General features: G+C 46.2%; 22 protein-coding genes. 9 read left to right on the top strand and 13 right to left on the bottom strand.

Translation table 11 applies throughout. The features are described 5' to 3' along the window. Positions 1 to 50 precede the first annotated feature (50 nt). From rplP to rplC, 8 genes are all read right to left on the bottom strand, one after another. A complete protein-coding gene (rplP, locus tag QUB44_RS06800) occupies positions 51 to 470 on the bottom strand; it encodes a 50S ribosomal protein L16 (RefSeq protein WP_333157138.1) in 420 nt (139 codons plus the stop codon). A 115-nt stretch (positions 471 to 585) separates the two neighbouring features. Further along, a complete protein-coding gene (gene rpsC / locus QUB44_RS06795) occupies positions 586 to 1,314 on the bottom strand; it encodes a 30S ribosomal protein S3 (protein ID WP_242719701.1) in 729 nt (242 codons plus the stop codon). A gap of 113 nt (positions 1,315 to 1,427) precedes the next feature. Next, positions 1,428 to 1,787 carry a 50S ribosomal protein L22 gene (gene rplV, locus QUB44_RS06790; RefSeq protein ID WP_006634996.1) on the bottom strand — a complete coding sequence of 120 codons (360 nt, stop codon included), beginning with the start codon at positions 1,785 to 1,787 and terminating at the stop codon, positions 1,428 to 1,430. 97 nt (positions 1,788 to 1,884) lie between these two features. Beyond that, the gene (rpsS, locus tag QUB44_RS06785; protein WP_006634997.1) at positions 1,885 to 2,166 is read right to left on the bottom strand and encodes a 30S ribosomal protein S19; all 282 of its coding nucleotides are present in this window, start codon (positions 2,164 to 2,166) and stop codon (positions 1,885 to 1,887) included. Positions 2,167 to 2,279: 113 nt separating this feature from the next. Beyond that, positions 2,280 to 3,143: a 50S ribosomal protein L2 gene (gene rplB / locus QUB44_RS06780; protein ID WP_333364732.1), complete on the bottom strand. Its 864-nt coding sequence runs from the start codon at positions 3,141 to 3,143 to the stop codon at positions 2,280 to 2,282. A gap of 168 nt (positions 3,144 to 3,311) precedes the next feature. Continuing rightward, positions 3,312 to 3,620 (bottom strand): 50S ribosomal protein L23, encoded by a 309-nt coding sequence (locus QUB44_RS06775; RefSeq protein WP_006634999.1) that lies wholly within the window; start codon positions 3,618 to 3,620, stop codon positions 3,312 to 3,314. Continuing rightward, a complete protein-coding gene (gene rplD, locus QUB44_RS06770; protein ID WP_333364729.1) occupies positions 3,613 to 4,245 on the bottom strand; it encodes a 50S ribosomal protein L4 in 633 nt (210 codons plus the stop codon). Before rplD ends, QUB44_RS06775 begins: the two co-directional genes overlap by 8 nt. A 190-nt stretch (positions 4,246 to 4,435) precedes the next feature. Beyond that, the gene (rplC, locus tag QUB44_RS06765; protein ID WP_333364726.1) at positions 4,436 to 5,071 is read right to left on the bottom strand and encodes a 50S ribosomal protein L3; all 636 of its coding nucleotides are present in this window, start codon (positions 5,069 to 5,071) and stop codon (positions 4,436 to 4,438) included. A 431-nt stretch (positions 5,072 to 5,502) separates the two neighbouring features. Here rplC and QUB44_RS06760 point away from each other — a divergent pair, with 431 nt between their 5' ends. The 3 genes from QUB44_RS06760 (at position 5,503) to QUB44_RS06750 (ending at position 7,283) form a co-directional block, all read left to right on the top strand. Continuing rightward, on the top strand, positions 5,503 to 5,979 hold the full coding sequence (locus QUB44_RS06760; protein ID WP_333364723.1) for an NAD(P)H-quinone oxidoreductase subunit N: 477 nt from the start codon (positions 5,503 to 5,505) through the stop codon (positions 5,977 to 5,979). A 119-nt stretch (positions 5,980 to 6,098) separates the two neighbouring features. Then, complete coding sequence (locus QUB44_RS06755) at positions 6,099 to 6,704, top strand: VWA domain-containing protein (RefSeq protein WP_333364721.1); 606 nt, start codon at positions 6,099 to 6,101, stop codon at positions 6,702 to 6,704. Between the two features lie 72 nt (positions 6,705 to 6,776). Continuing rightward, positions 6,777 to 7,283 (top strand): salt stress protein, Slr1339 family, encoded by a 507-nt coding sequence (locus tag QUB44_RS06750; protein ID WP_333364718.1) that lies wholly within the window; start codon positions 6,777 to 6,779, stop codon positions 7,281 to 7,283. Positions 7,284 to 7,524: 241 nt separating this feature from the next. Here QUB44_RS06750 and QUB44_RS06745 read toward each other — a convergent pair whose 3' ends face one another. From QUB44_RS06745 to QUB44_RS06730, 4 genes are all read right to left on the bottom strand, one after another. After that, the gene (locus QUB44_RS06745; protein WP_333160370.1) at positions 7,525 to 8,064 is read right to left on the bottom strand and encodes a dCMP deaminase family protein; all 540 of its coding nucleotides are present in this window, start codon (positions 8,062 to 8,064) and stop codon (positions 7,525 to 7,527) included. Next, a complete protein-coding gene (locus QUB44_RS06740; RefSeq protein WP_333364715.1) occupies positions 8,061 to 9,611 on the bottom strand; it encodes a thymidylate synthase in 1,551 nt (516 codons plus the stop codon). Before QUB44_RS06740 ends, QUB44_RS06745 begins: the two co-directional genes overlap by 4 nt. 98 nt (positions 9,612 to 9,709) lie before the next feature. Beyond that, positions 9,710 to 11,041 carry a response regulator gene (locus QUB44_RS06735; protein ID WP_333364712.1) on the bottom strand — a complete coding sequence of 444 codons (1,332 nt, stop codon included), beginning with the start codon at positions 11,039 to 11,041 and terminating at the stop codon, positions 9,710 to 9,712. Then, the gene (locus QUB44_RS06730) at positions 11,034 to 13,808 is read right to left on the bottom strand and encodes an ATP-binding protein (RefSeq protein WP_333364708.1); all 2,775 of its coding nucleotides are present in this window, start codon (positions 13,806 to 13,808) and stop codon (positions 11,034 to 11,036) included. Before QUB44_RS06730 ends, QUB44_RS06735 begins: the two co-directional genes overlap by 8 nt. A gap of 721 nt (positions 13,809 to 14,529) precedes the next feature. On the opposite strand from QUB44_RS06730, the gene QUB44_RS31090 reads away from it, so the two are divergent. The 4 genes from QUB44_RS31090 (at position 14,530) to dtd (ending at position 17,550) form a co-directional block, all read left to right on the top strand. Then, positions 14,530 to 14,709: a transposase gene (locus QUB44_RS31090; RefSeq protein WP_445299875.1), complete on the top strand. Its 180-nt coding sequence runs from the start codon at positions 14,530 to 14,532 to the stop codon at positions 14,707 to 14,709. A 350-nt stretch (positions 14,710 to 15,059) separates the two neighbouring features. Then, positions 15,060 to 15,269 carry a hypothetical protein gene (locus QUB44_RS06725; protein ID WP_333364705.1) on the top strand — a complete coding sequence of 70 codons (210 nt, stop codon included), beginning with the start codon at positions 15,060 to 15,062 and terminating at the stop codon, positions 15,267 to 15,269. Positions 15,270 to 15,656: 387 nt separating this feature from the next. After that, complete coding sequence (locus QUB44_RS06720) at positions 15,657 to 16,787, top strand: GTP-binding protein (RefSeq protein ID WP_333364702.1); 1,131 nt, start codon at positions 15,657 to 15,659, stop codon at positions 16,785 to 16,787. A gap of 307 nt (positions 16,788 to 17,094) precedes the next feature. Next, on the top strand, positions 17,095 to 17,550 hold the full coding sequence (gene dtd / locus QUB44_RS06715) for a D-aminoacyl-tRNA deacylase (RefSeq protein ID WP_333364700.1): 456 nt from the start codon (positions 17,095 to 17,097) through the stop codon (positions 17,548 to 17,550). 225 nt (positions 17,551 to 17,775) lie between these two features. On the opposite strand, the gene QUB44_RS06710 is transcribed toward dtd, so the two are convergent. Continuing rightward, positions 17,776 to 18,027 carry a hypothetical protein gene (locus QUB44_RS06710; protein WP_333364696.1) on the bottom strand — a complete coding sequence of 84 codons (252 nt, stop codon included), beginning with the start codon at positions 18,025 to 18,027 and terminating at the stop codon, positions 17,776 to 17,778. 43 nt (positions 18,028 to 18,070) lie between these two features. Between QUB44_RS06710 and QUB44_RS06705 the strand changes: the two genes are divergently transcribed. Both QUB44_RS06705 and QUB44_RS06700 read left to right on the top strand, forming a co-directional pair. After that, positions 18,071 to 19,309, top strand: coding sequence for a HetZ-related protein (locus tag QUB44_RS06705; protein WP_333160354.1), 1,239 nt, complete (start codon positions 18,071 to 18,073; stop codon positions 19,307 to 19,309). A gap of 682 nt (positions 19,310 to 19,991) precedes the next feature. Then, the gene (locus tag QUB44_RS06700; RefSeq protein ID WP_333364694.1) at positions 19,992 to 20,885 is read left to right on the top strand and encodes a DUF2382 domain-containing protein; all 894 of its coding nucleotides are present in this window, start codon (positions 19,992 to 19,994) and stop codon (positions 20,883 to 20,885) included. The last annotated feature ends 594 nt before the right edge of the window (positions 20,886 to 21,479 follow it).

The raw sequence follows: 21,479 nt of genomic DNA, 5'->3' as shown, positions 1-21,479 counted from the left end.
GCCGTTTAAAATGCTGATTAATACAGACCTAATTCTACCTTCGCTCTTCGCTATGACTGGCCTTCTTCGCGAGTGATGAACTTGGTTTTAATTGGTAATTTGAAAGATGCCAAACGCATTGCTTCGCGCGCAGTTTCTTCAGTTACGCCGCCAATTTCAAACATTACCCGGCCCGGTTTGACCACGGCAACCCAAAACTCTGGTGAGCCTTTACCAGAACCCATCCGGGTTTCTGCTGCGCGCTCGGTGACTGGTTTGTCGGGAAAAATGCGAATCCAGATTTTGCCGCCCCGGCGGATATAGCGGGTCATGGCGCGCCGTCCGGCTTCTATTTGGCGGGAGGTGATCCAGGCTGGTTCGATGGCTTGGAGCGCGAAGTCGCCAAAGCTAACTGTATTGCCACGGGTGGCAATACCGCTCATTCGCCCGCGCTGTTGTTTGCGGAATTTCGTTCTTTTAGGGCTTAACATGGCGAAAGGGAGTTGGGTAATTGGTAATTGGTAATTGGTAATTGGTGATTGCTAATTGCTAATTGGTTTGGAACAACTGACAATTAACAAGTGACAACTAACAGTTCACAATTAGCTAGCCTTCGTTCGATCGATCTTCAAAGTTCTGGCGGCGGCGCTTTTGTTTGGTGCGGGGCACTGCGGCATTTGGTGCAGCCTCTTGTTCCTGTCCGGGAATAATTTCGCCTTTGAAAACCCAAACTTTAATGCCCAGAATACCGTAGATGGTTTGAGCAGTGCAGTAGGAGTAGTCGATGTCCGCCCGCAGCGTGTGCAAGGGGACTCTTCCTTCCCGTGTCCATTCGGTACGGGCAATTTCTGCACCGTTGAGGCGTCCGCTGACTTGAATTTTGATGCCTTGGATGCCGACTTTTTGGGCGCGGGTGATTGCTTGGCGGACTACTCGGCGGAAGGATACGCGCCGTTCTAGTTGCTGAGCGATGTATTCCGCGATCAGTGTGGCATCGGCATCTACTCGCTGGACTTCGACGACGTTGATGCGGATTTGGCGGTTGCTACCGAGTTGCTGCTGCAAACCGACGCGCAAGGTTTCGATGCCTGCTCCGCCGCGGCCTACGACAACGCCTGGTCTGGCGGTGAACACTTCTAGGTCGATTTGATCGGCTTTCCGCTCAATTCTGACCGAGGAAATCCCAGCATTGCTGAGGGTTTTACGAACGTACTTGCGAATTTTATAGTCTTCTTGCAAGAGTTCTGGATAGTTTTTGGGATCAGCAAACCAGCGAGAGCGGTGCTCTTGGGTAATGCCGAGGCGAAAACCAATTGGATGTATTTTTTGGCCCATAATAGTTGATGAGTTAATTGGTAATTGGTAATTGGTAATTGGTAATTGGTAATTGGTGATTACCTATTTTTTTCAACTTTAAGCTGTTTATTACCTCTTACGTTTTTCCCTGGTTAGTTTTCTACAAGCGGAGCTACTACTACGGTAATGTGACAGGTTGGCTTGCGGATTTGGTAGGCGCGACCTTGAGCGCGGGGTCTAAAGCGTTTGAGGACTGGGCCTTGGTCTGCGTAAGCTTGAGAAACTACCAGCTTGGATTTATCCAATCCTGCGTTGTGTTCGGCGTTGGCTACTGCCGATCGCAAAACTTTGACGATTGGTTCGCAGGCGCGGTAGGGCATGAATTCGAGTAAAATCAGCGCTTCTTGGTAGCTTTTGCCGCGAATTTGGTCGAGGACTCGGCGCACTTTGAAGGGGGATGTCCGGATGTAACGGGCGATCGCCTTAATTTCGGATGTGGTATCTATAACCATTTCGATTTGGGTAATTGGTAATTGGTAATTGGGAAAAAGGTAATTGGTAATTGGGAAAAAGTTTGTCCGATTACCTATTACCTGTCACCTAATTCGGCTATCTTTTTGCCTTTTTATCACCACTTTTCGCGTGACCTCTAAAGGTGCGAGTGGGGGAAAATTCTCCGAGTTTGTGACCTACCATTTGATCGGTGAGGTAGACTGGTACGTGCTGTCTGCCGTTGTGAACGGCGATCGTGTGACCTACCATTTGGGGCAGGATTGTGGAAGAGCGCGACCAAGTTTTAATTACTTGTTTTTGGCCTGCGGCGTTGAGTTTTTCGATTTTTGTCATCAGAGCATCTGCGACAAAGGGGCCTTTTTTTAGCGATCGAGACATGATTTTTTTAGTAATTCAGGAGTCATTAGTCAGCTTTCACCAGTCATTGGTCATCAGTCCTCAGTCATTAGTTAGCAGTTAATAACTAAGCACTGAAGACTGCTGACTGATGACTAGCTTTGTCTGCCGCCCTTGCCACGCTTGGAAGATTTGCGGCGGCGGCGGACTATTAAAGCGTCGCTGCGCTTGTTTTTGCGTCGAGTTTTTGCACCCAATGCTGGTTTACCCCAAGGAGTGACAGGCCCCGGACGCCCAATAGGAGCTCTGCCTTCGCCACCGCCGTGCGGGTGGTCTACCGGGTTCATGACGCTACCGCGAACAGTGGGTCTGCGACCTTTCCAGCGGGTGCGGCCGGCTTTACCCAGGCTGATGTTTCTGGCGTCGGTGTTGCCGACTTGACCGATGGTGGCGTAGCAGTCGGCGCGGACTTTGCGCTGTTCGCCGGATGGCAGTTTGAGGGTGACGTAGCTACCTTCTTTTGCCATTAGCTGAGCGCTGGAGCCGGCGGAGCGAACGATTTGTCCGCCTTTTCCGGGTACTAGCTCGACGTTGTGGATGCTGGTACCGAGGGGAATGTTCTTCAGGGGGAGGGCGTTGCCGATTTCGATCGGCGCGTCTGGGCCTGAGACAATTACTGTACCGACGTTTAAGTTGAGCGGGTGCAGGATGTACCGTTTTTCGCCGTCTTTGTAGAACACGAGGGCGATGCGGGCGTTGCGATTGGGGTCATATTCGATCGCCTTGACAGTAGCGGGAATGCTGTGTTTGTCGCGGCGGAAGTCGATGTCTCTATAAAGCCGTTTGTGACCGCCTCCCCGGTGGCGGCAGGTGATGACGCCTCGGTTGTTGCGGCCTTGTTTGGTGTGCTTATTGCTAGTTAGAGACTTTTCTGGTTCTGATCTGGTAATTTCAGCGAAGTCCGAGACTGTCTGTTCCCGGGTGCTGGAGGTATAAGGTCGGTAAGAACGGATGCCCATAATCGATCTATTTTAGATTTTGGATTTTGGATTTTGGATTTGACGTTTATCGATTTTAGATTTTAGGTTGAAGATTGGCGATCTTTGGTTAACTTACGAGTTTTCTGGTTCGAGAATTTCCACCAGTTAACCGCAATTTAAAATCTAAAATCTAAAATCCAAAATCGTCTAGACTTCTGGGAATAGGAGTTTGCGAATCGAGTCTCCGTCGGTCAGAGTTACGGTTGCTCGCTTGTAACAAGGTTTAAAGCCGACGAATTTGCCAACTCGACGCTTTTTGCGCGGCGGGTTTTGGGTGTTGACGCCGATGACTTTGACCTTAAATAGTTCTTCGATTGCAGCTTTGATTTGAGGCTTTGTCGCTTTGGGGGCTACGTCGAATGTGAATTGATTTAATTCCATCATTCGGGTAGCTTTCTCGGTGAGAATCGGACGCTGGATCAAATCTGCGTAGTCGCGGGGGTCGATTTTACTCACCGTAAATCTCCTGAATTTTAGCTATGGCTGTAGATGTGACGATAATTTTGTCAGCCGCGAGAACGTCGTAAACATTCAGGGAGGTTGCCAAGATGACGTTTACTAATTCGATGTTGCGTCCTGATAAGTAGACGTTTGGTTGCGGTTCGGGCAAGATTAACAGAACTTTTGTATCGGGTTCGATACCCCAGCGGGCGATCGCACTCAGCAATTCTTTGCTTTTCGGTCTCGGAAATTGCTCTGCAAATTCTTCAACCACAATGATGTCTTCGGTGCGACTTTGGAATGCTGTCCGCAAAGCGAGACGGCGTTCCTTTTTGTTCATTTTGACTTCAAAGTCTCTCGGTTTTGGCCCGAAGATGACACCGCCGCCCCGCCACAGCGGAGAACGGATAGAACCTGCTCTGGCTCGGCCGGTGCCTTTTTGACGCCAGGGTTTGCGGCCACCGCCTCTGACTTCCGATCGAGTTTTGGTGCAAGCATTTCCTTGACGAGCGTTATTCATTTGCCGCGTCAATGCTCTGTGAACGATGTGAGACGCATTTTCTTCTTTGGCTACGCGCAGTTCTAAAGTTGTTTCCCCAACTTCTTCGCCTTGCCAATTTCGCACTACACAGTTAACCATATCTTTTGTCCTTTGTCTGTTGTTAGTTGTCTGTTGTTAGTTGTCTGTTGTCTGTTGTCTGTCGTCTATTGTCTGTTCTCAGGTCTTAGTTTTCAGGTCTTAGTTTTCAGCTTTTAGTTCTTAGTTATTGCTTGCTACTAACGACCAACCACTATCTACTGACTGCTGACTACTGACTACTGACTACTGACTAACGTCCTACTTTTTTCTCAGGCACAACATTGACTAAGGCGCCAGCTTTGCCGGGAACGGCTCCCTTAATTAGCAGCAAATTCTGCTCTGCATCCACCCGGACAATTGTTAGTTTGCGGACGGTGACTTGAACGTTGCCCATACGTCCTGCCATTTTTTTTCCGGGATAAACGCGACCTGGAGTAGTTCCAGGCCCGATCGATCCAGGCTCGCGGTGGTTCTTGGAACCGTGAGACATCGGACCTCGTTTAAAGTTGTGGCGCTTTTGAAAACCTGCAAAACCTTTACCGATGCTGGTACCGATGACATCTACTATTTGTCCCGGTGTAAAGGTATCTGCTTTTAGTTGTTGACCTAATTCAAATGAACTGGTGTCTTCCAATCGGTATTCCTGCAAGTGGCGCAATGGATTCGCCCCCGACTTGGCAAGGTGTCCTAGTTCTGGCTTGTTGAGAGCCTTTGGTTTGACTTCGTTGTATCCAACTTGAACGGCACCGTAGCCGTCAGTTTGTTTTGTTTTGATTTGAGTTACTGTACAAGGCCCTGCTTGTATGACGGTGACGGGGATGGCTCTCCCTTCGGCGTCAAACACTTGAGTCATGCCTAGTTTAGTGCCAAGAATGCCTACAGACACGGATTTTCTTCCTTTTATTTACGCAAGAGGTTTCGGATTGCGAAATTTACGTCAATCCGCTTGCTCTTGTGCAGAAACATTTATTTCAGTGTTCCTGCAATTAACTGTTATCAACCAACAGCCTTCCTCGGTGTTTAAAATTTGAGTTTTAAATTTGGGAGCGAGCTTGTGGAAGTCTTGCAAGGGTTGAGATTTGCGGCTTTTTACCTGCTAAATCTCCGAGTTTTGTCTCGGTCTTGCTTGTTTGCGCCAGGACTTGAGCAGCAAACTACTCAGTATCCTTTACGGCGACAATTCACAATAGTACATGAAGTGTTTGCCGTTTGTCAAGGCCACGATGAGAATTTTTCGCCTCAACTTTAGGATTTATAATATTTCCAGCTCGCAAGCAGCGATCGACCAAATTTTGATACAGCAGGAAACACAAATTTATGGGACTGATTACGACGGGATCGGATCTAATTCGGGATTTGGAAAAGTCGGGGTCGCTGGCCCTGTACGTTCCTTTAGAGGGAGGATTTGAGGGGCGCTACCTGCGGCGGCTGAGGGCTGCGGGCTACGGTGCGTACACGATTTCGGCGCGGGGTTTGGGTGATTTGGCGATGTATTTGACGGGGGTTCACGGGGTGCGGCCGCCGCATTTGGGCAAGAAAACTACTGGCAATGAATCGGCAGTGGGTTATACGTACTACGTGCCACCGATGTTGCAAACTCAATTAGACAATTTGCCGCCGAAAGCAAAAGGACTGGTGCTGTGGATTATTGAAGGGCAGATTTTGTCGAGTCAGGAGATTGAGTATTTGACAGTTTTGCCGACGTTAGAACCGCGAGTTAAAATAGCAGTTGAGATGGGGGGCGATCGAGCTTTTAGCTGGAAGCCACTTAAAGATGCTTTAGTTGCAGCTTAAATTCCGATATTTGCGATCGCAAATCAACTAAAAAAACGCAGCGAGCAACTAAAGCTCAACAGCTTCTGCTCGCTGGTTTTGGTATTTTTGGGCAAAACTTAATTAACAGGAAAAATCTTATGCTTCAGAACCGCGATTATACCATCATCATTGACAAAAGCGGCAGTATGTACACGAAAGACCAGATGGGCGGTAAAAGTCGGTGGGCGCTCATGCAAGAATCTACGATCGCATTGGCGAATAAATGCGAAGAACTTGATCCTGATGGCATAACAGTTTATGTGTTTTCCGGTCGCTTCAAGCGATATGACAACGTAACATCAGCTAAAGTCGTGCAAATTTTCCAAGAAAACGAACCTTCGGGAACTACGAATTTAGCTGCTGTTCTGCAAGACGCTCTGAACAATTATTTTCAGCGCAAAGCATCCGGTAAGACCAAGCAAAATGGGGAAACAATATTAGTGGTGACGGACGGGGAACCGGACGATCGCAAAGAAGTGATGAAAACGATTATAGAAGCTTCGCGGAAGCTCGATCGAGATGAAGAGTTAGCGATTTCTTTTATTCAAGTAGGGAATGCGCCGGAAGCTACTAAGTTTCTCAAAATATTGGATGACGAACTCCAAAGCGCCGGCGCTAAATTCGATATCGTTGATACTGTCACGATGGATGATATTGAAGGAATGACCCTGACAGAGGTATTGCTGAATGCAATAACTGATTGAGGGGCGGGCGAAGTTCACGCGATTATATTTGGGTCAGTTGGGCCAGCAGCATTTTTTAGGGGGGTTTAAGTTATGGAATCTATCGAACGCCTGTTAGGTGAACTTAAGGCAGAGTATCAAGCATCTCAAAAAAATGCTGAGTTGAAAAGTCAGACACCGGTGCAAGCACAAGCGCCTGTGCCACAAGCAGCAGTGCCGTCAAATCAAACATTTAAAACATCAGATATAAATTTGTATGCTGGTTCTTTGGATCAGGATTTAGCTCAAATTAAGGCTGAGTACGAAGCGCAAAATAAAGCTCAGGCAGTGGCTTCACAGCAACCGCTTAAGGCTGAGCACGAAGCACCAAATAAAGCTCAGGAAGTGGCTGCACTGGAACTGCTGCCAGCAGAAAAAGTCGCGGGGCTGCAGTTGGACGTACAAACGCACAGACAGAAAGTTAGGCAAGCTCAGGTTTGGCTGAAAAAGTTGGATAAAAATTCCGATGAGGGATATTGGTTCGATCAGTTTGCTTTTAAGTATTCTTCGAGGATAGATGCGGCAATCGAGTATTTGCAAGTGGTGAATGAGTTTGATTGATTGAACTACACGGTATTCACAATTTGTCAGGCCACCTTTTGGTTAATTGCCAGTTCTATTTGTTGTAAGGGTATGGCAGTGCTGTGTCTTTGCAAGACGTAAAGTAAATATCCTTTGTATTACGCGGGATTTAGGATACGGCACTGCCGTATCCCTACAAATTGCCAGCCAATAAATATCATTTATAGGGACACAGCACAGTTATTTCCTGTGGCTGCGACAACCACGGGGAGGATTGATCCTATACTAATTTTTTGGCCACCGATGTAGGATGCAACAAAAACAAAGCCGCCTTTTTTGCTGTATCTTCAGATAACTGAATTTGTTTTAACTCAACAATACCTTCACTGATAAAAGTATCTCTCAAAGCAGCTTTTTCTCCGCTGTTAAAACTCGTTTCGTAAAACACTTCTCTAATTCCAGCGGCAATGACTAATTTCAAACAATAGATGCAGGGTTCTAAAGTGACGTAAATACTAGCCCCAGCAGTAGATATACCGTGTTTAGCAGCTTTGGCGATCGCATTTGCTTCCGCGTGAACCGCCCTTGATGGCAAAGTTTTACTGGCGTCGCAACTACTCAAACCAGGATAGCAGAAGCCTTGAGTAGTACAGTGTGCCGAACCTGACGGCGAACCGTTGTAACCCGTTGCTAAAACTTGCCTGTTTTTAGTTATCACCGCGCCTACAGGAAAAGCCAGACAAGTCGATCGAGTAGCAGCCAATTTTGCTAACATTAAGAAGTATTCGTCCCAACTCGGTCTTTCTTCTTCTAGATTCATCGTCTATCCTGGATGTATTGCTTGCTCGTTTTCAGACACTCGGCAGCCTTCTGCAATTCTATTCCCAAATAACCAATATGCTCGCCTTTGATAGCCGGGGAAGCCGCACAAATTTCTCGCACTAACTTGAGAGGGTTTTTTCCAGAATAACAGGTGACAACTTCGCCGCTGCCGGGGGTGGTTTGCGTGACAACTATCTGATTGTCGGCTACTTCAACTAAAAAATTGCCCGCTGCATCGAAAAAGTCTCGATCTTCGCAGATTTTAGCATATTGGGTTTGAATTAGTCGATCGGCATTTTCAAAGGTATCGTCATACAAGTGAGCCGATTGACTCAGCGTTACCAACGGGCCCATTGTCAAATTATAATCGGAACGCCTCGCAATTTCATCTCGAATGTGCTGCTGCAAAGCCCGCAAACCCATTGCATTTGCCGGCCACGCCGCAAACATATCGTTACTGCGAAGAGTTGCTGTTAGGGATATTTCTTCATCCACAACTCGCACCCAAATGTGATTTAAACAAGGACTGCCGCTGTGCTGGTGGTCGGAGGAACCGTCAGGTCTTCTGTTAACATTTCCGCCCGCATCCCACAAACTAATTACAGCACTTGCCGCGTCAATTTCCTTAATTAGTTTGGCAATAACTTCTTCAATTTGATCTTGTCCAAACCACGACCGCATCCGCTGGGCGTAGGTATATTTAATGCCTTCGTTATAGGGGGCATCTTCGAGCATTTGCGGTTTGTACTGTTCGAGAAAATCACGGTCTATTGGTAAGTAATTCGGTTCGGGAAAATAGAACTCCGCAGGTTCATCTGTAATCACTGCCATTAAGTCGATTAATTCTTGCCACTGTCCGTCGTAACCAGTCGGCCGCAGGGTGCCAGTGGTCTTAATTCGGTGGATGATTTTTACCCAAGTTTCGGCGATAGTTTTGCCTTCGATTCTGTGTCCGTATTTCTGGCCGGGGAGTACAGTCGGGACGATTTCGACTAATGGAAAAGTTACGGTTTCTCCCCAAGGTTCAACCACTGCTTTTTCGGAAAAAGACTTGACAAGAGTCACTGTTTCTGCTATATCTATGGCTTCTTTCCATTCGATTGAATGACGCAATAGTTCTAAGGCTTCTGCTGCTATTTCAATATCAATGTAGCCAAATATTGAAGATTTAATTAACCAGCAATCTCTACCAGTATCGCTTTTGCCGGCTTCAAAGCCGTTGCGAAAAAAGTCAATCAAGCACGCTGCGGCACCGGAGTTGCGGTCTTCTTTGGTAGCGTTGAGAATTACTAAAAAGCGGACGTGGGGATTGCACAGCAAGTTTCTAATTAAGAAGTTGATGCCGCGAGTAGGAGAGTATAGTTGTCCGATGACAGCAAATTCATTGGGTTGTAATTTTTTGCCGTTAGCGCAGCCCTTGGAAAGGATCGCACTTTTTACTGTCCAGCCACTGACAATGGCTGTTTGCCCCGTTCCGCAAATTAATTGATTTGGTTTGTATAGGGGTTTGTACTCAAATTTATTGACGAGATTTGTGGCTGTCATGGTTTACCGTTTTTTGCACCGCGTACTACTATATCAATAGTTTGGATGGTTTGAAGGGGCGCTATCAATCCTCTTTATGCTGCCGCTGCAATGATTTGTTATGCTGCGTCAACGCAGATCGTTGCCTGAATGTCTTTTACAGCGAGATCCTTCACCGGAATTGAAATCACAAATTCTGTACCTTGACCTAAAGTTGAGTTGACTTCTAGAGTTCCAGAGTGTTTCTGGACTACGATTTGACGGGCGATCGCCAATCCTAGCCCTGTTCCTTGCCCCACGCCTTTGGTGGTAAACAGATGCTCAAAGATTTTTGGCTTCACCGCATCCGTCATCCCAATCCCATTATCCTGAATTCGGATCACTGCCTGAGATTCCGACAATTGGGTTTTGACAGTAATCTGGTTGGGGTTGGCTTTTATCTGAGCAAAACTGCGTCCTTTATTTGATTCCTCCAGGGCATCGATCGCATTTGCCAGCACATTCATAAATACCTGATTCAACTGTCCCGCAAAGCATTCTACCTGTGGCAGATCGCCATAGTCTGTGATGACTTGAATTTCCGGGCGACATTCGTTGGCTTTGAGGCGATGCTTGAGAATCAACAGCGTGCTGTCAATGCCGTCGTGGATATTGCAAAGAATTGGAATCTCGCAATCCGAACGCGAGAAGGTTCTTAGACTGGTGCTGATTGTGCGAATGCGATCGACTCCTTGTTGCATCGAATCAATCAACTTGGGTAAGTCCTCTTGTAAGTATTCCAAGTCTATTTCCTCCACGAATGCTTGTAGAGTGGCACTTGGATAAGGGAGTTCTTTCTGGTAGAGAGCGATCAGTTGAAAGAGGTCTTTAATATAGTCCTGAGCGGGTTTCAGATTGCCAGCAATAAAGCCAAGCGGATTATTAATCTCGTGAGCGACACCCGCCACTAAATTGCCCAAAGCAGACATCTTTTCGGTGTGGACTAAGTGACACTGAGACTGTTGCAGTTGTGTGAAGGCTGCTTCTAAATCAGCCGTTTGCTCAGCTACACGCTGTTCAAGATTTTTAGTTAACTGCCGTAGCTGCAAATGAGTTTTCACCCGTGCTAGCATCTCCTTTTCTTGAAAGGGTTTGGTGATGTAGTCCACAGCACCCAAGTCAAATCCTTTCTCCTTACTATCGGCATCGGAGAGAGCAGTCATAAAAATGATCGGAATGCTGGCTGTGGTGGGATCTGCCTTCAGACGTTGGCAGGTTTCAAAGCCGTCAATTCCTGGCATTTGAACATCGAGCAAGATCAGATCGGGAGGATAAACTTGGACTCGCTTAAGAGCGCGATCGCCATTGATTGCGGTTGCTACTTCGTACCCCGCATCACTTAAGGTTTCACAAACCACTTCTAAATTCGCAGGGGTATCATCCACCACCAGAATTAATTCAGGACTAGACATCGGCTTTCTTCTCTGTGAGGTGTTGTTCTAGCAACTCTTCAATCTCTTCGGCTTTAAATTGCTTGGCAAGATGAATAATTTGTGAGGCAAAATCTGCGTAGCCAGGATTAGATTGAGCAATATGCTCTGTGTGTGATCGTAGCCTTTTTAAATTGCCTTTCTGGGCCAGTTCTAGTAAGGTTTTTAACTCTACTGAGGAAGGAATAATAATTCCTTCTGGCTTCTCTAATGCACTGGTTGGAGTGGATGACCCAGAGCCGTTTGAGGATGTAATTTCATATTTCCACTTTAATTCTAAATGAGTGGCTAAAAGGTTAAATAATTCACTCACTTCCACGGGCTTTGCCAGGAAATCATTTCCCCCTGCATCTAAACTCATCTGTCGATAGGCTTGTGATACTGATGCAGAAGAGACTATGATTTTCTGGTATTGCAAATCATTGGCACTGCGAATTTGTTTGAGCAATTCAAAGCCGTCCATAACTGGCATCGCCAAGTCTGTAATCACTAAGTCAGGTTGAGACTGTCGTATTTTTTCCAATCCTGCTTGTCCATTTTCTGCCTCACTCAGTTGGAATCCGAGTGGTTCTAACAAGTTGACGAGAACGGCTCGGTTTTCCCAACGATCGTCTACCACCAGAATGCTGCGGCGTTGTCCTTCGTAACCAATAATTTGTTTCCCAGTTGTGATGGAGTTTTGCTCGGCCCAATCGGTGGCGATCGCCAATTCCACCTCAAAAAAGAACTCACTACCGACTCCGGGTTGGCTCTTAACTTGGATTTGTCCGTTCATAAGTTGGACAATTCTTTGGCTGATCGCCAGTCCTAAACCCGTGCCCTCGGCTTGGCGCTGGCGATCGCCCACTTGTTCAAAAGCCTGAAAAATTTTATCCAAATGATCGGGCGCAATTCCTACGCCCGTATCCTCAACTTGAAATTTGAAAGAGCGAGTGGATGGATTGAGAGGATTCTCAACTACGGCAACCTTGAGCGTGACACAACCTTTGTCGGTGAATTTAATCGCATTTCCCACCAAGTTGAGTAACACCTGACGCAGCCGTTTTTCATCAGCAAAAATCCCTTCAGGCAACTGCGGATCGGGCTGGTAAACGAAGTCAATGCCTTTTTGGTCGGCACGAATGCGGCAGATTTCAGCGACACCTTGGACGAATGAGGGAAAGTGAATCGCTTTAGGTGCGAGTTCTAGTTTGCCGGCTTCAATTTTGGACAAGTCCAACACATCGTTAATCAGCGTCAGCAAATGAGAACCGCACTGGTAAATGACCTCTACTCCGTGACGTTCTTTTGCGGGCAATGCGCTGCTGCGATTGAGGATTTGAGCATAGCCCAAAATACCGTTGAGGGGAGTGCGGAGTTCGTGGCTCATGTTGGCAAGAAATTCGCTTTTTGCCTGGTTCGCGCCATCGGCTACAAGTTTTGCTTCTTTCAGTTCTGCGGTGCGTTCCTCAACCCGGCTTTCCAGTTCGATAAAGGAGGTTTTGAGTTGACCCGCCATCTGATTAAAGGAATCTGCCAGCGATTCTAATTCACTAATACCTTGCACCTGAAGTGTTTGATCCAACTGCCCCGAACTAATCGCCTGACTGGCTGTTTGTAGCTGCAAAATCGGTTTGGTAATCCAACGCGAAGTAAAAAGACCCAGTATAGTCGTCACCACCAAAGCCCCTAGACACAGCAAAATTGTGGTGCGAGTATTGGCATTGATTTGTGCCATGAAATCTGATTCAGGCACCACAACGACGCTGAACCAATCGATACCTCGTTCGTCTCGAATGGCGGAAACCTGCACGAACTGCCGTTGGTTTGCCAGCATAAAATCAAGCTGTTGATTCTGTGCAATAGCGTTGAAGTTGCCAAATCGATCGAGGATAGCTTGCGCTGTGGCACGAATTACAGAACTTTCAGACTTGACTGCAGGAATTTGTTGCAACTCTTCATTTTTAAGATCCATAATGTAAGGCTGACTGATCGTTGAACTGGCAATCTGATTGCCCGATCGATCGACGATAAACGTTTGTCCCGTTTGACCCACCTTCAACTCGCTCAGAAAACGATGAATCTTGTCCAGCCGAAAGGTACTTTTTTGCACTCCTAGTAACGTTCCACCGCGATTGTAAATCGGCTGGGATAGAGCCATGGTAGCCGATTGATACGAACTGCTAACATAGGGCACAGATGTCCAGGCTGGTTTTCCTGCTTTCTGTACAACTTGATACCAGGGTCGAGTCCGGGGGTCAAACTCTGCCTGAGTTTTGAGCAGTGCGACCCGTTGACCTCGATCGTCAAGTTTGTAGAATTGGCGTTGAGGTAGACGCGCTTTGTCACTGAGGCGAGAAACGATGCCGTCATTGATTGTTGTATCAAGAGCAATATTCGTGCCATCCTCTAAACCAATTTGCACGTCTTCGAGGGTATTTTGGCTGACTAACCGCCACAAAGTTCGTTCCAGTTTGGTGAAATCTGTTAAATCAAGCTGACCCTCTTGGGCCGCAACTACGATCACTTGTCCGGCAATATAAGGTTTTTCCAAATAGTTCAGAACTTGCAGGTTGAGGCGATCGCTCATTTCTTGACGTAACTGACTGGCAACATCATTGACTGCCTTCTGTCCATTCCGCAGGGAAAAATATCCCGTTAGTCCAACTGCTACGAAGATTTGTAGTACAAACGGGACAATCAAGAGCGATCGCAGGGAAAGTTTGCGCTTAGGTTTAAATAGATTCAGGGATGAGTTTGTCAGAGACATGGTAGTGGCTTCTATAGAAAATAGACTTGAGGAATTGGTAGCTTGATGTTCAATCGACCTTGGTAGAGCTTTCAAGGCGCTTAAATTCCTGGCTAGACACCGACGCTAATAATTAATCTTGTACCTCCAACAAGCAGTCGCATTAGCAAGTTGCCAGTGGTTTTCTTTTGTTCACGGAAGTGCAACAATCGCTAAGTTGGTTGATGTTCCGTTGATTGGTGGAGTGGCTGGGAGAATGTGATCGGCTCGGATATGTTAGCCGAGTGTGATTTTTAGTAGATCGGGCGATCGTTCTGGCTGAAATTTAAAGGCGATCGCACGCACTCCACCAAAAATCTCTCAACCCCATTACAATCGAAGACTACCGCTTATATAACCCACTTGAGATCTTTTGGGCGAGGGGAGCATCTCATATTTGTAAAAACACTTCTTCTAGCTCCTTCTTTCTTCCTCTTTCTTCCGGTCTCCTGCCTCCAATGACTCCTTCTTTCTTCCTCTTGCCTCGCAGCCCCGCGCCTCGCAGTATCGGGCCTCCAAACTCCAATTTCTAGCTTGACTGCTTTCATTGAGATGCTCCCAGGGCGATCGAGTAAAATTGACAAAAAGAGGTAAATTTAATCAGATTGGGGTTGAAAATGGTTTATTCCAGCGATGTCACGGACAAGGAGTGGGAAATTATTGAGCCATTACTGCCCCAAAAGAAGAAAATCAGACCTCCGGTGTGGACTTGCGCGGCAAATCCTTTTCGCGGATATTTTATCAACTCAAGAACGGTTGTAATTGGTCAGACTTGCCCAGAGATATACCACCATATTCTACTGTCTTCTGGCATTACAAAAATTGGTGTGAGGACGGTGTACTTGATCGGATCATGACCGAGTTAAATAGTAAGGTGCGCTAACAAGTCAAAAAAAACCGCAGTGGACAACCCTAATCATGATTGACTCACTCATGGGAGAAAAACACGCTTCTATGCTAGTGAGGAGTCTAAAGAGTTTTGTTTCTACAAATAAATGCACGCTTTGGCGTCAAAAGATATCTAGTTGTCGATATACTTGGCTTTCCCTTCTTTACCCATTGTACTAAAGCTATCTTATCTGATGATCTGCAAGCTGATTGAACTGCTTTCCCAAAACATCAATTACTTCAAATCTAAACCTGCCGAACTTCCCAAAACTAACATCTTGTTAGACAACGGGTACCACCCTGAGAAACGCAACTCTTGCCTTGGAGGAGATTTATCCTCAGATTATGGCTAAGATTCAATTTGAACTGGCAACCGGGCAATCAAAAGCCGAAAATCACGCTAAAGGGCAATCTGGATTTGGGCCATCGGCGGCTAGATGGGGGAAGAGAACCTTCAAACGCTTGGGTGGAAAGATGCAAAAGCTGGCGTCAAAAAATTTGATCGCACACTCACTCGTTCAAATGCCAAACTCAAGCTTTGCTTTATTAGACTGATGCTTAAAAGACTAGCCACCGCGTAAAAGATCTCAAATGGGTTCTATAGATTAGCGGGAATTTGCCGATCGCACTCAGCTTGAGTCTGTCCCAAATTTGTCGCTGCTGAATTTACCGGGAAAACTGGTTGCAGGCAAACTGCTACAGGTACTGGGAACAAAAAAATTATCAAAAAAATAAAAAAGTGTGATCGACCGCGTTAGCAATTGCCGATAATTAGCGGCCCACTTATTTTGCACTATCGGGCTGATTCCCGGTTGATGCGTAGATACCATGCCACCAAACCCAACATTTCTCCGAGAAACTGGGTTTACCAGGCTTTGTCCTAATTAAGATACAATAAGAACCACAAAGAAAGTGCGATCGACATTATTTGACAGTCAAGCTATGCAATCTACAAATCAGTCCGAGACAGAACCGGCGATGGATGCTCCCAAACACGGATTGCCCGTTACAATCATTACAGGATTTCTCGGCAGCGGCAAAACAACCCTGCTCAACCACATCCTGACCAATCAGCAGGGTTTGAAAACAGCAGTTTTGGTAAATGAATTTGGCGAAATCGGCATCGACAACGAACTGATTGTCACCACCGACGACAATATGGTTGAGCTGAACAACGGCTGCATCTGCTGCACAATTAATGAAGATTTAGTTAATGCAGTTTACAAAGTTCTGGAACGTCAAGAAAATCTCGATTATCTGGTAGTCGAAACAACCGGACTCGCCGACCCGTTGCCAGTAGCGATGACTTTTTTAGGCACAGAACTGCGCGACCTGACTCGTCTCGATTCGATAGTTACATTAGTAGACGCAGCTAACTACAGCTTAGATTTGTTCAACTCTCAAGCAGCTTACAGTCAAATAGCTTACGGCGATATAATTATCCTCAACAAAACTGATTTGGTTGAAGAAGCAGATTTAGATTTGTTGGAAGTTAAGATTCGGGATGTCAAAGAAGGTGCTCGAATTCTGCGAACAGTAAAATCGCAAGTTCCCCTGCCGCTAGTCCTCAGCGTCGGATTGTTTGAATCGGACAAATATTTCCAATCTGAAGAAACTCCTAGCAGTCACGAACATCACGACCACGAACATCACGACCACGAACATCACGACCATCACGACCACGAACATCACGACCATCACGGTCACGACCACGGCCATCACGACCATCACGATCACTCCGACCATTTAGAAAATGACGGATTTACCTCAATTTCTTTCCAAAGCGACAAGCCGTTTTCTCTAAGAAAATTTCAATATTTCTTAGACAAACAACTGCCAACAAATGTGTTTCGCGCAAAAGGGATTATGTGGTTTGAAGAAAGTCCCAAACGCCATATTTTTCACTTGAGCGGCAAGCGATTTTCAATGGATGACGACGAGTGGAAAGGCGATCGCAAAAACCAGCTTGTTCTCATTGGTCAGGGTTTGGATACCGAGACGTTGCGATCGCAACTCGAAAACTGTCTTTGTATGCCTTCAACCAGTCGCGGTAAAGGTTTTGGGAAAAACTAAAGGCTGAAAATTAAAGAGAACAGACGTGCGCTGGCTAGAAACCCGGTTTTTTCGTCGAGACTTCGCGGTTAAAACTTATATCTTGCACCACTCTCAATTAGCCTTTTAGGAACAGGCTTTCCGGCCTGTTCCACAAGAAAATATACTCTTTGTGGAACAGGCATCTTGCCTGTTCTTGACAATGGTGCAAGATATAAGTTAAAACCAAGATTTATCGAAGAAACCGGGGTTTTTTTCATAATTCCTATTCAAAAGGTAAGTTTACCTTTTGATTTTTAGTTTTAAATTTAAGCATTTCTAATTTCCCATGCGAGTCATCATCCAGCGAGTAAAATCATCTCAAGTCGAAATAGACGGTCAAATTGTAGGCAAAATTGGCTGCGGACTTAACTTGCTTGTAGGTATTGCAGGCACCGACACCGAAGCAGAACTCGATTGGATGGCTCGCAAATGCCTGGAATTGCGTTTGTTTCCCGACTCGGCCACGGATACCGGGCGCTGGGACAAGTCCGTACAAGACATCGGCGGCGAGTTGCTGGTTGTGAGTCAGTTTACGCTCTACGGGGACTGCCGCAAAGGTCGGCGGCCTTCCTTTGACAGAGCAGCGGCTCCTGAACGAGCGGAATTTTTTTATGATAAATTTGTCGAAAAGTTGCGCCAGAGCGGCTTAAAAGTTGAAACAGGCTTGTTTGGAGCGATGATGCAAGTCTCTATAGATAATGACGGGCCGGTGACTTTGGTATTAGAGAAAGAATCAGGGTGAATTGTTTGCAAACAATTCACCCTGTGCTTCTTTCTTATTCCTTCTTCCTTCTTGAATCAGATCAAATTTTCAGATTAACCGGGTTTCCTAACTGCTGTTGCGTAGGTTCTGAAGACATTGCAGATAGCTACACTCTGCGAAGTCTCGATTCCACAATCTCTAACGGCCAAAACCGCCTCAAATAGCCAGTTATTAGATTGTCCACTCAGCGGCCTCGCAGCACTCTCAATTTTCCTCCAGATCGCCCCACGCACATAACAGCTCAGAATGCTTGTACAGTAAGGCTTTAACGGCAATAAAACCAATCTTCCACAGCCAGGGCTTAGAATCAGATTCAGCAGCCAAAAACTGTTGCATGAGAGAGTGGAACACTGGCATAACTACGGTTATCTCTACTTCCGTAATATTCAATGTATAGAGAGTTGAATCAGCACAGTAAGCGAAACCGCCAGCCACTGCCGCCTCACTCTCTGACAAATGTCCTCGCACACCCGCTGTGCCCTACCACCCGATAAATGCCATGACTCTCAAAACTGCCACCAACACCGTCAACTGCAACACCGCTTCTGGCTTCAACTGCATTCCGGCTACCTCCAGCGAACCAAACGCCGAAATCAATACTGTTCCCAGCATCGATATCCTCGCTTTGGCTGACTTCGCTCTCAAAGAATTGCAAGCGGAAATGAAAACTCCCAGCCGCAGCGCTCAAGCAGTGGCGATGCGGATTGCTAAGGAAGTCGAACGGATTTGCCAAAAAAGCGATCGCATCCAAATTTCCGGCGAAGTTGAAGCTTGGCAAATCACTTTGGCCGAGCACCGGTTGCAAAAAACCCTGCAATACTACCGCCTCGGTTCCAAACAAGGCCGCGTCGAACTGCATTCTCACCTCGCGGCCATGATTTACCGCCATGTTGCTTCTTTCCGATCGAACTTGAACTTCCAAGCTCGCTACAACATGATTGAAGACTTTTTGCAAGGCTTTTACATCGAATCTCTGCGAGCTTTCCGCCGCGAACACCAACTCGATGTCACCTACCAGCCCCGCACGCAGCTAGAATTGGCTGAGTACATGGCTTTCACCGAACACTACGCCAAGCGCCAAATTGGTTTGCCCGGCCGCAACCGCCAACGCCTGATCGTGTTGCGCGCTCAAGGATTTGCCAAGGGCCAACCTCCCGAAACTGCGATCGACATTGAAATGGCTGTAGAATCCGGCAAGGGAGAAGATGCGGAAATGTACAGCCGCTCTCCGGCGCTGCAACAAGTGCGCGAGCAAATGGTATCGGAAACTGTCGATCCGGCTGATGCTGTGCTGCGCGATCGAGTAGTATCGGAATTGATCGCCTATCTGGAATCGCAAAATCAGCCAGAATGCGTGAATTACTTAACTTTAAAATTGCAAGACCTTTCGGCTTCGGAAATTGACCGCGTGCTCGGTTTGTCTTCCCGCCAGCGCGACTACTTGCAACAACGTTTCAAGTACCACGTCGAAAAATTTGCCCGCACTCAAAATTGGAAACTCGTCCACGAATGGCTGGGTGCTGATGTGGATCAAAAGCTGGGAATGACTTCGGACAAATGGGAAGCATTTCGCGCTCAACTTGCGCCCGAAATGCAGCAACTGTTAGAAATGAAGCGGAATCAAGAAAGCGATAAGGCGATCGCCACCGCGCTCAAATGCACTCCCAAACAAGTCCAAAAACGCTGGGCGCAACTGTTGGAGCTGGCTAGCCAGACTCGCAACAGCAACCAAGCTTAAGTGGTACTCAAATATGAATGCAACTGTTTTCTTGAGACTGGAAAATGCGATCGGGTGCGGCATCTAGACAGGACTGCCCGCCCCGGCGTCCGCTCTCAAATCAACAAGCGCTGCTACTAAATTATCGCCGCTTTTTGGCAAATTCAATTTATTAAAACAACATTACTTTTTTTAATATCTTTCGTTCCCTGGTTATGCCGGGGAATTTGTGTTTATTAGTCATTAGTCATTAGTCATCAGTCATCAGTCATCAGTTATTGGAGCTTGCTTGCTGAAGAGGCAGCATTGCATATATTCATAATAATATTCAAAGATAGGGAGTAGCATAATCAAGGCAAAGTTTTTCAAATGTGTTGCCCCAAAATATTTCACATAAAAGTCTACTTTTAAACTAATAAATTATGTGTATAAGTTTTTTTATTCCTTAATATAAAGTATCAAAGTCTAATTTATAAGTGTATTTTTTTATAAAAATAGTTAGAAACCGATTGTGAAACTTGAGGGTGCGGAAGGTGGATAAAAAATGAAAAAGTCATCTATCCAAAGACAGAAAAAAAATAAAATAAATATACTCATCCTACTATTGTGTTTCACTTAATCCTTCATAAGAAGGAAGCATCAAATTTGAGATATATCTAAAATGGAGGCATAAGTTGATGTAGATAAAAAGGGAAGGACTCCTATGTTACTTTACAAAATTGAAGATTTTAATCCCAATTACCGCGAAGCTGCTTTTAATGGTGAAGACATCAAAGGTCTGGATATCTATGCTGGAAATACAGATGAAAAGATTGGCTCTATTGATACCGCGCTAGTTGATGAGACAGGGCGTTTCCGATATTTTGTTGTTGACACGGGTTTCTGGATATTTGGCAAGAAGGTATTAGTTCCAGTTGCTCTTTGTCGAGTTGACGTTGGTGCAGAACGCATCTACGCGACGGGTTTGAAGAGTAAAGACCAAGCAGAAAGACTACCCAGGTATGAGGATGGGATGGTGGTTGATTACGATTATGAAGAACAAGTGCGGGGTGTTTATCGTACTCTAACGGTAGAAGGGTCTGCACCTGTAGAAGCATCATTGCCTTTAGAAGCATCTGCACCAGTTTCTATGCCGCGTCCGGTCTCTAACCAAGCTAGCGCTGCTGGTTATGACCGCAACACCTACACTTACGAACAAGAGCCTCAATTGTATCAGATGAACGAGCGCGAGCATCACAAATTCCGACTCTACGAAGAACGACTGGTTGCAGAAAAAAGCCGTCACAAAGCTGGCGAGGTAGCAATTGGCAAGCGAGTAGAAACCGACACGGCACGAATTTCAATTCCAACAGAAAAAGAGCGAGTTGTAATTGAAAGTGTAACTCCAGGAAAGGCAGGTGCGCCCGTAAATCGGGATACTCCCTTTAAGCAGGAAAAGGTGATGCGTATGGAAGTTTACGAAGAAACTGCTGATGTCAAAAAAGAAGCTTTCGTGCGCGAAGAAGTTAACATCAGGAAAGAAGTTGAAACGGAGATTGTTGAGGCAACGGAAACACTGCGTCGTGAAGAGTTGGACGTGAAGAGGGAAGGACGTTAGAGTACCAATGAATTGAACAAGGGTTTGTAGTTGCGCTGTCTTCGACCATCTGTGCGTTGAAGCGCAAAGACGAACCTAAAAAATCACTACAACTGTAAAAAAAGAGGTGATTTTTTATGTTTAATTGCTGCCGTTTGCCGCTAATAAGTGCAGCATTCCTAGCTTTCTCGTGTAGCATCGGTGCGACAAGTTTTTTAGTAAAGCCTGAGCCAGTTGCAGCTCAACAAGCTCAGCAGAAGTTCCTGATGTCCCGCCTAATTACTGGGCGCGTCCATTTATTCAATTTTTAGCTGAAAAAGGCATTGTTACCATTTATATTTTTGTATTATTGGGTTTAGCCCTGCCGTGGCAACAATGGCTAGAACTTGGGTGGAAAGGTTTGCTACTAGCAGTAGCAGTATTGCTGTTACGCTGCCCTCCTGCTTTTTTGCTGTTGCGTCCCCTTTTGGGTCAGTTAAAAAGCTGGCAGGATACTTTGTTTTTAGGATAGTTTGGTCCAATCGGTGCGGCAGCGATTTTTTATGCCATGCTGGCGCTACGTAAAACGGGATTAGAGTCAGCTTGGGTCATTGGTAGCCTAATTATTTGCGCGTC

Origin of the sequence: Microcoleus sp. AT3-D2 (assembly GCF_036705715.1) — a bacterium.
In the GTDB taxonomy this organism is placed as follows: Bacteria; Cyanobacteriota; Cyanobacteriia; order Cyanobacteriales; family Microcoleaceae; genus Microcoleus.
The sequence above is the reverse complement of the archived record's forward strand: the minus strand, read 5'-3'. Positions and strand labels throughout refer to the sequence as shown.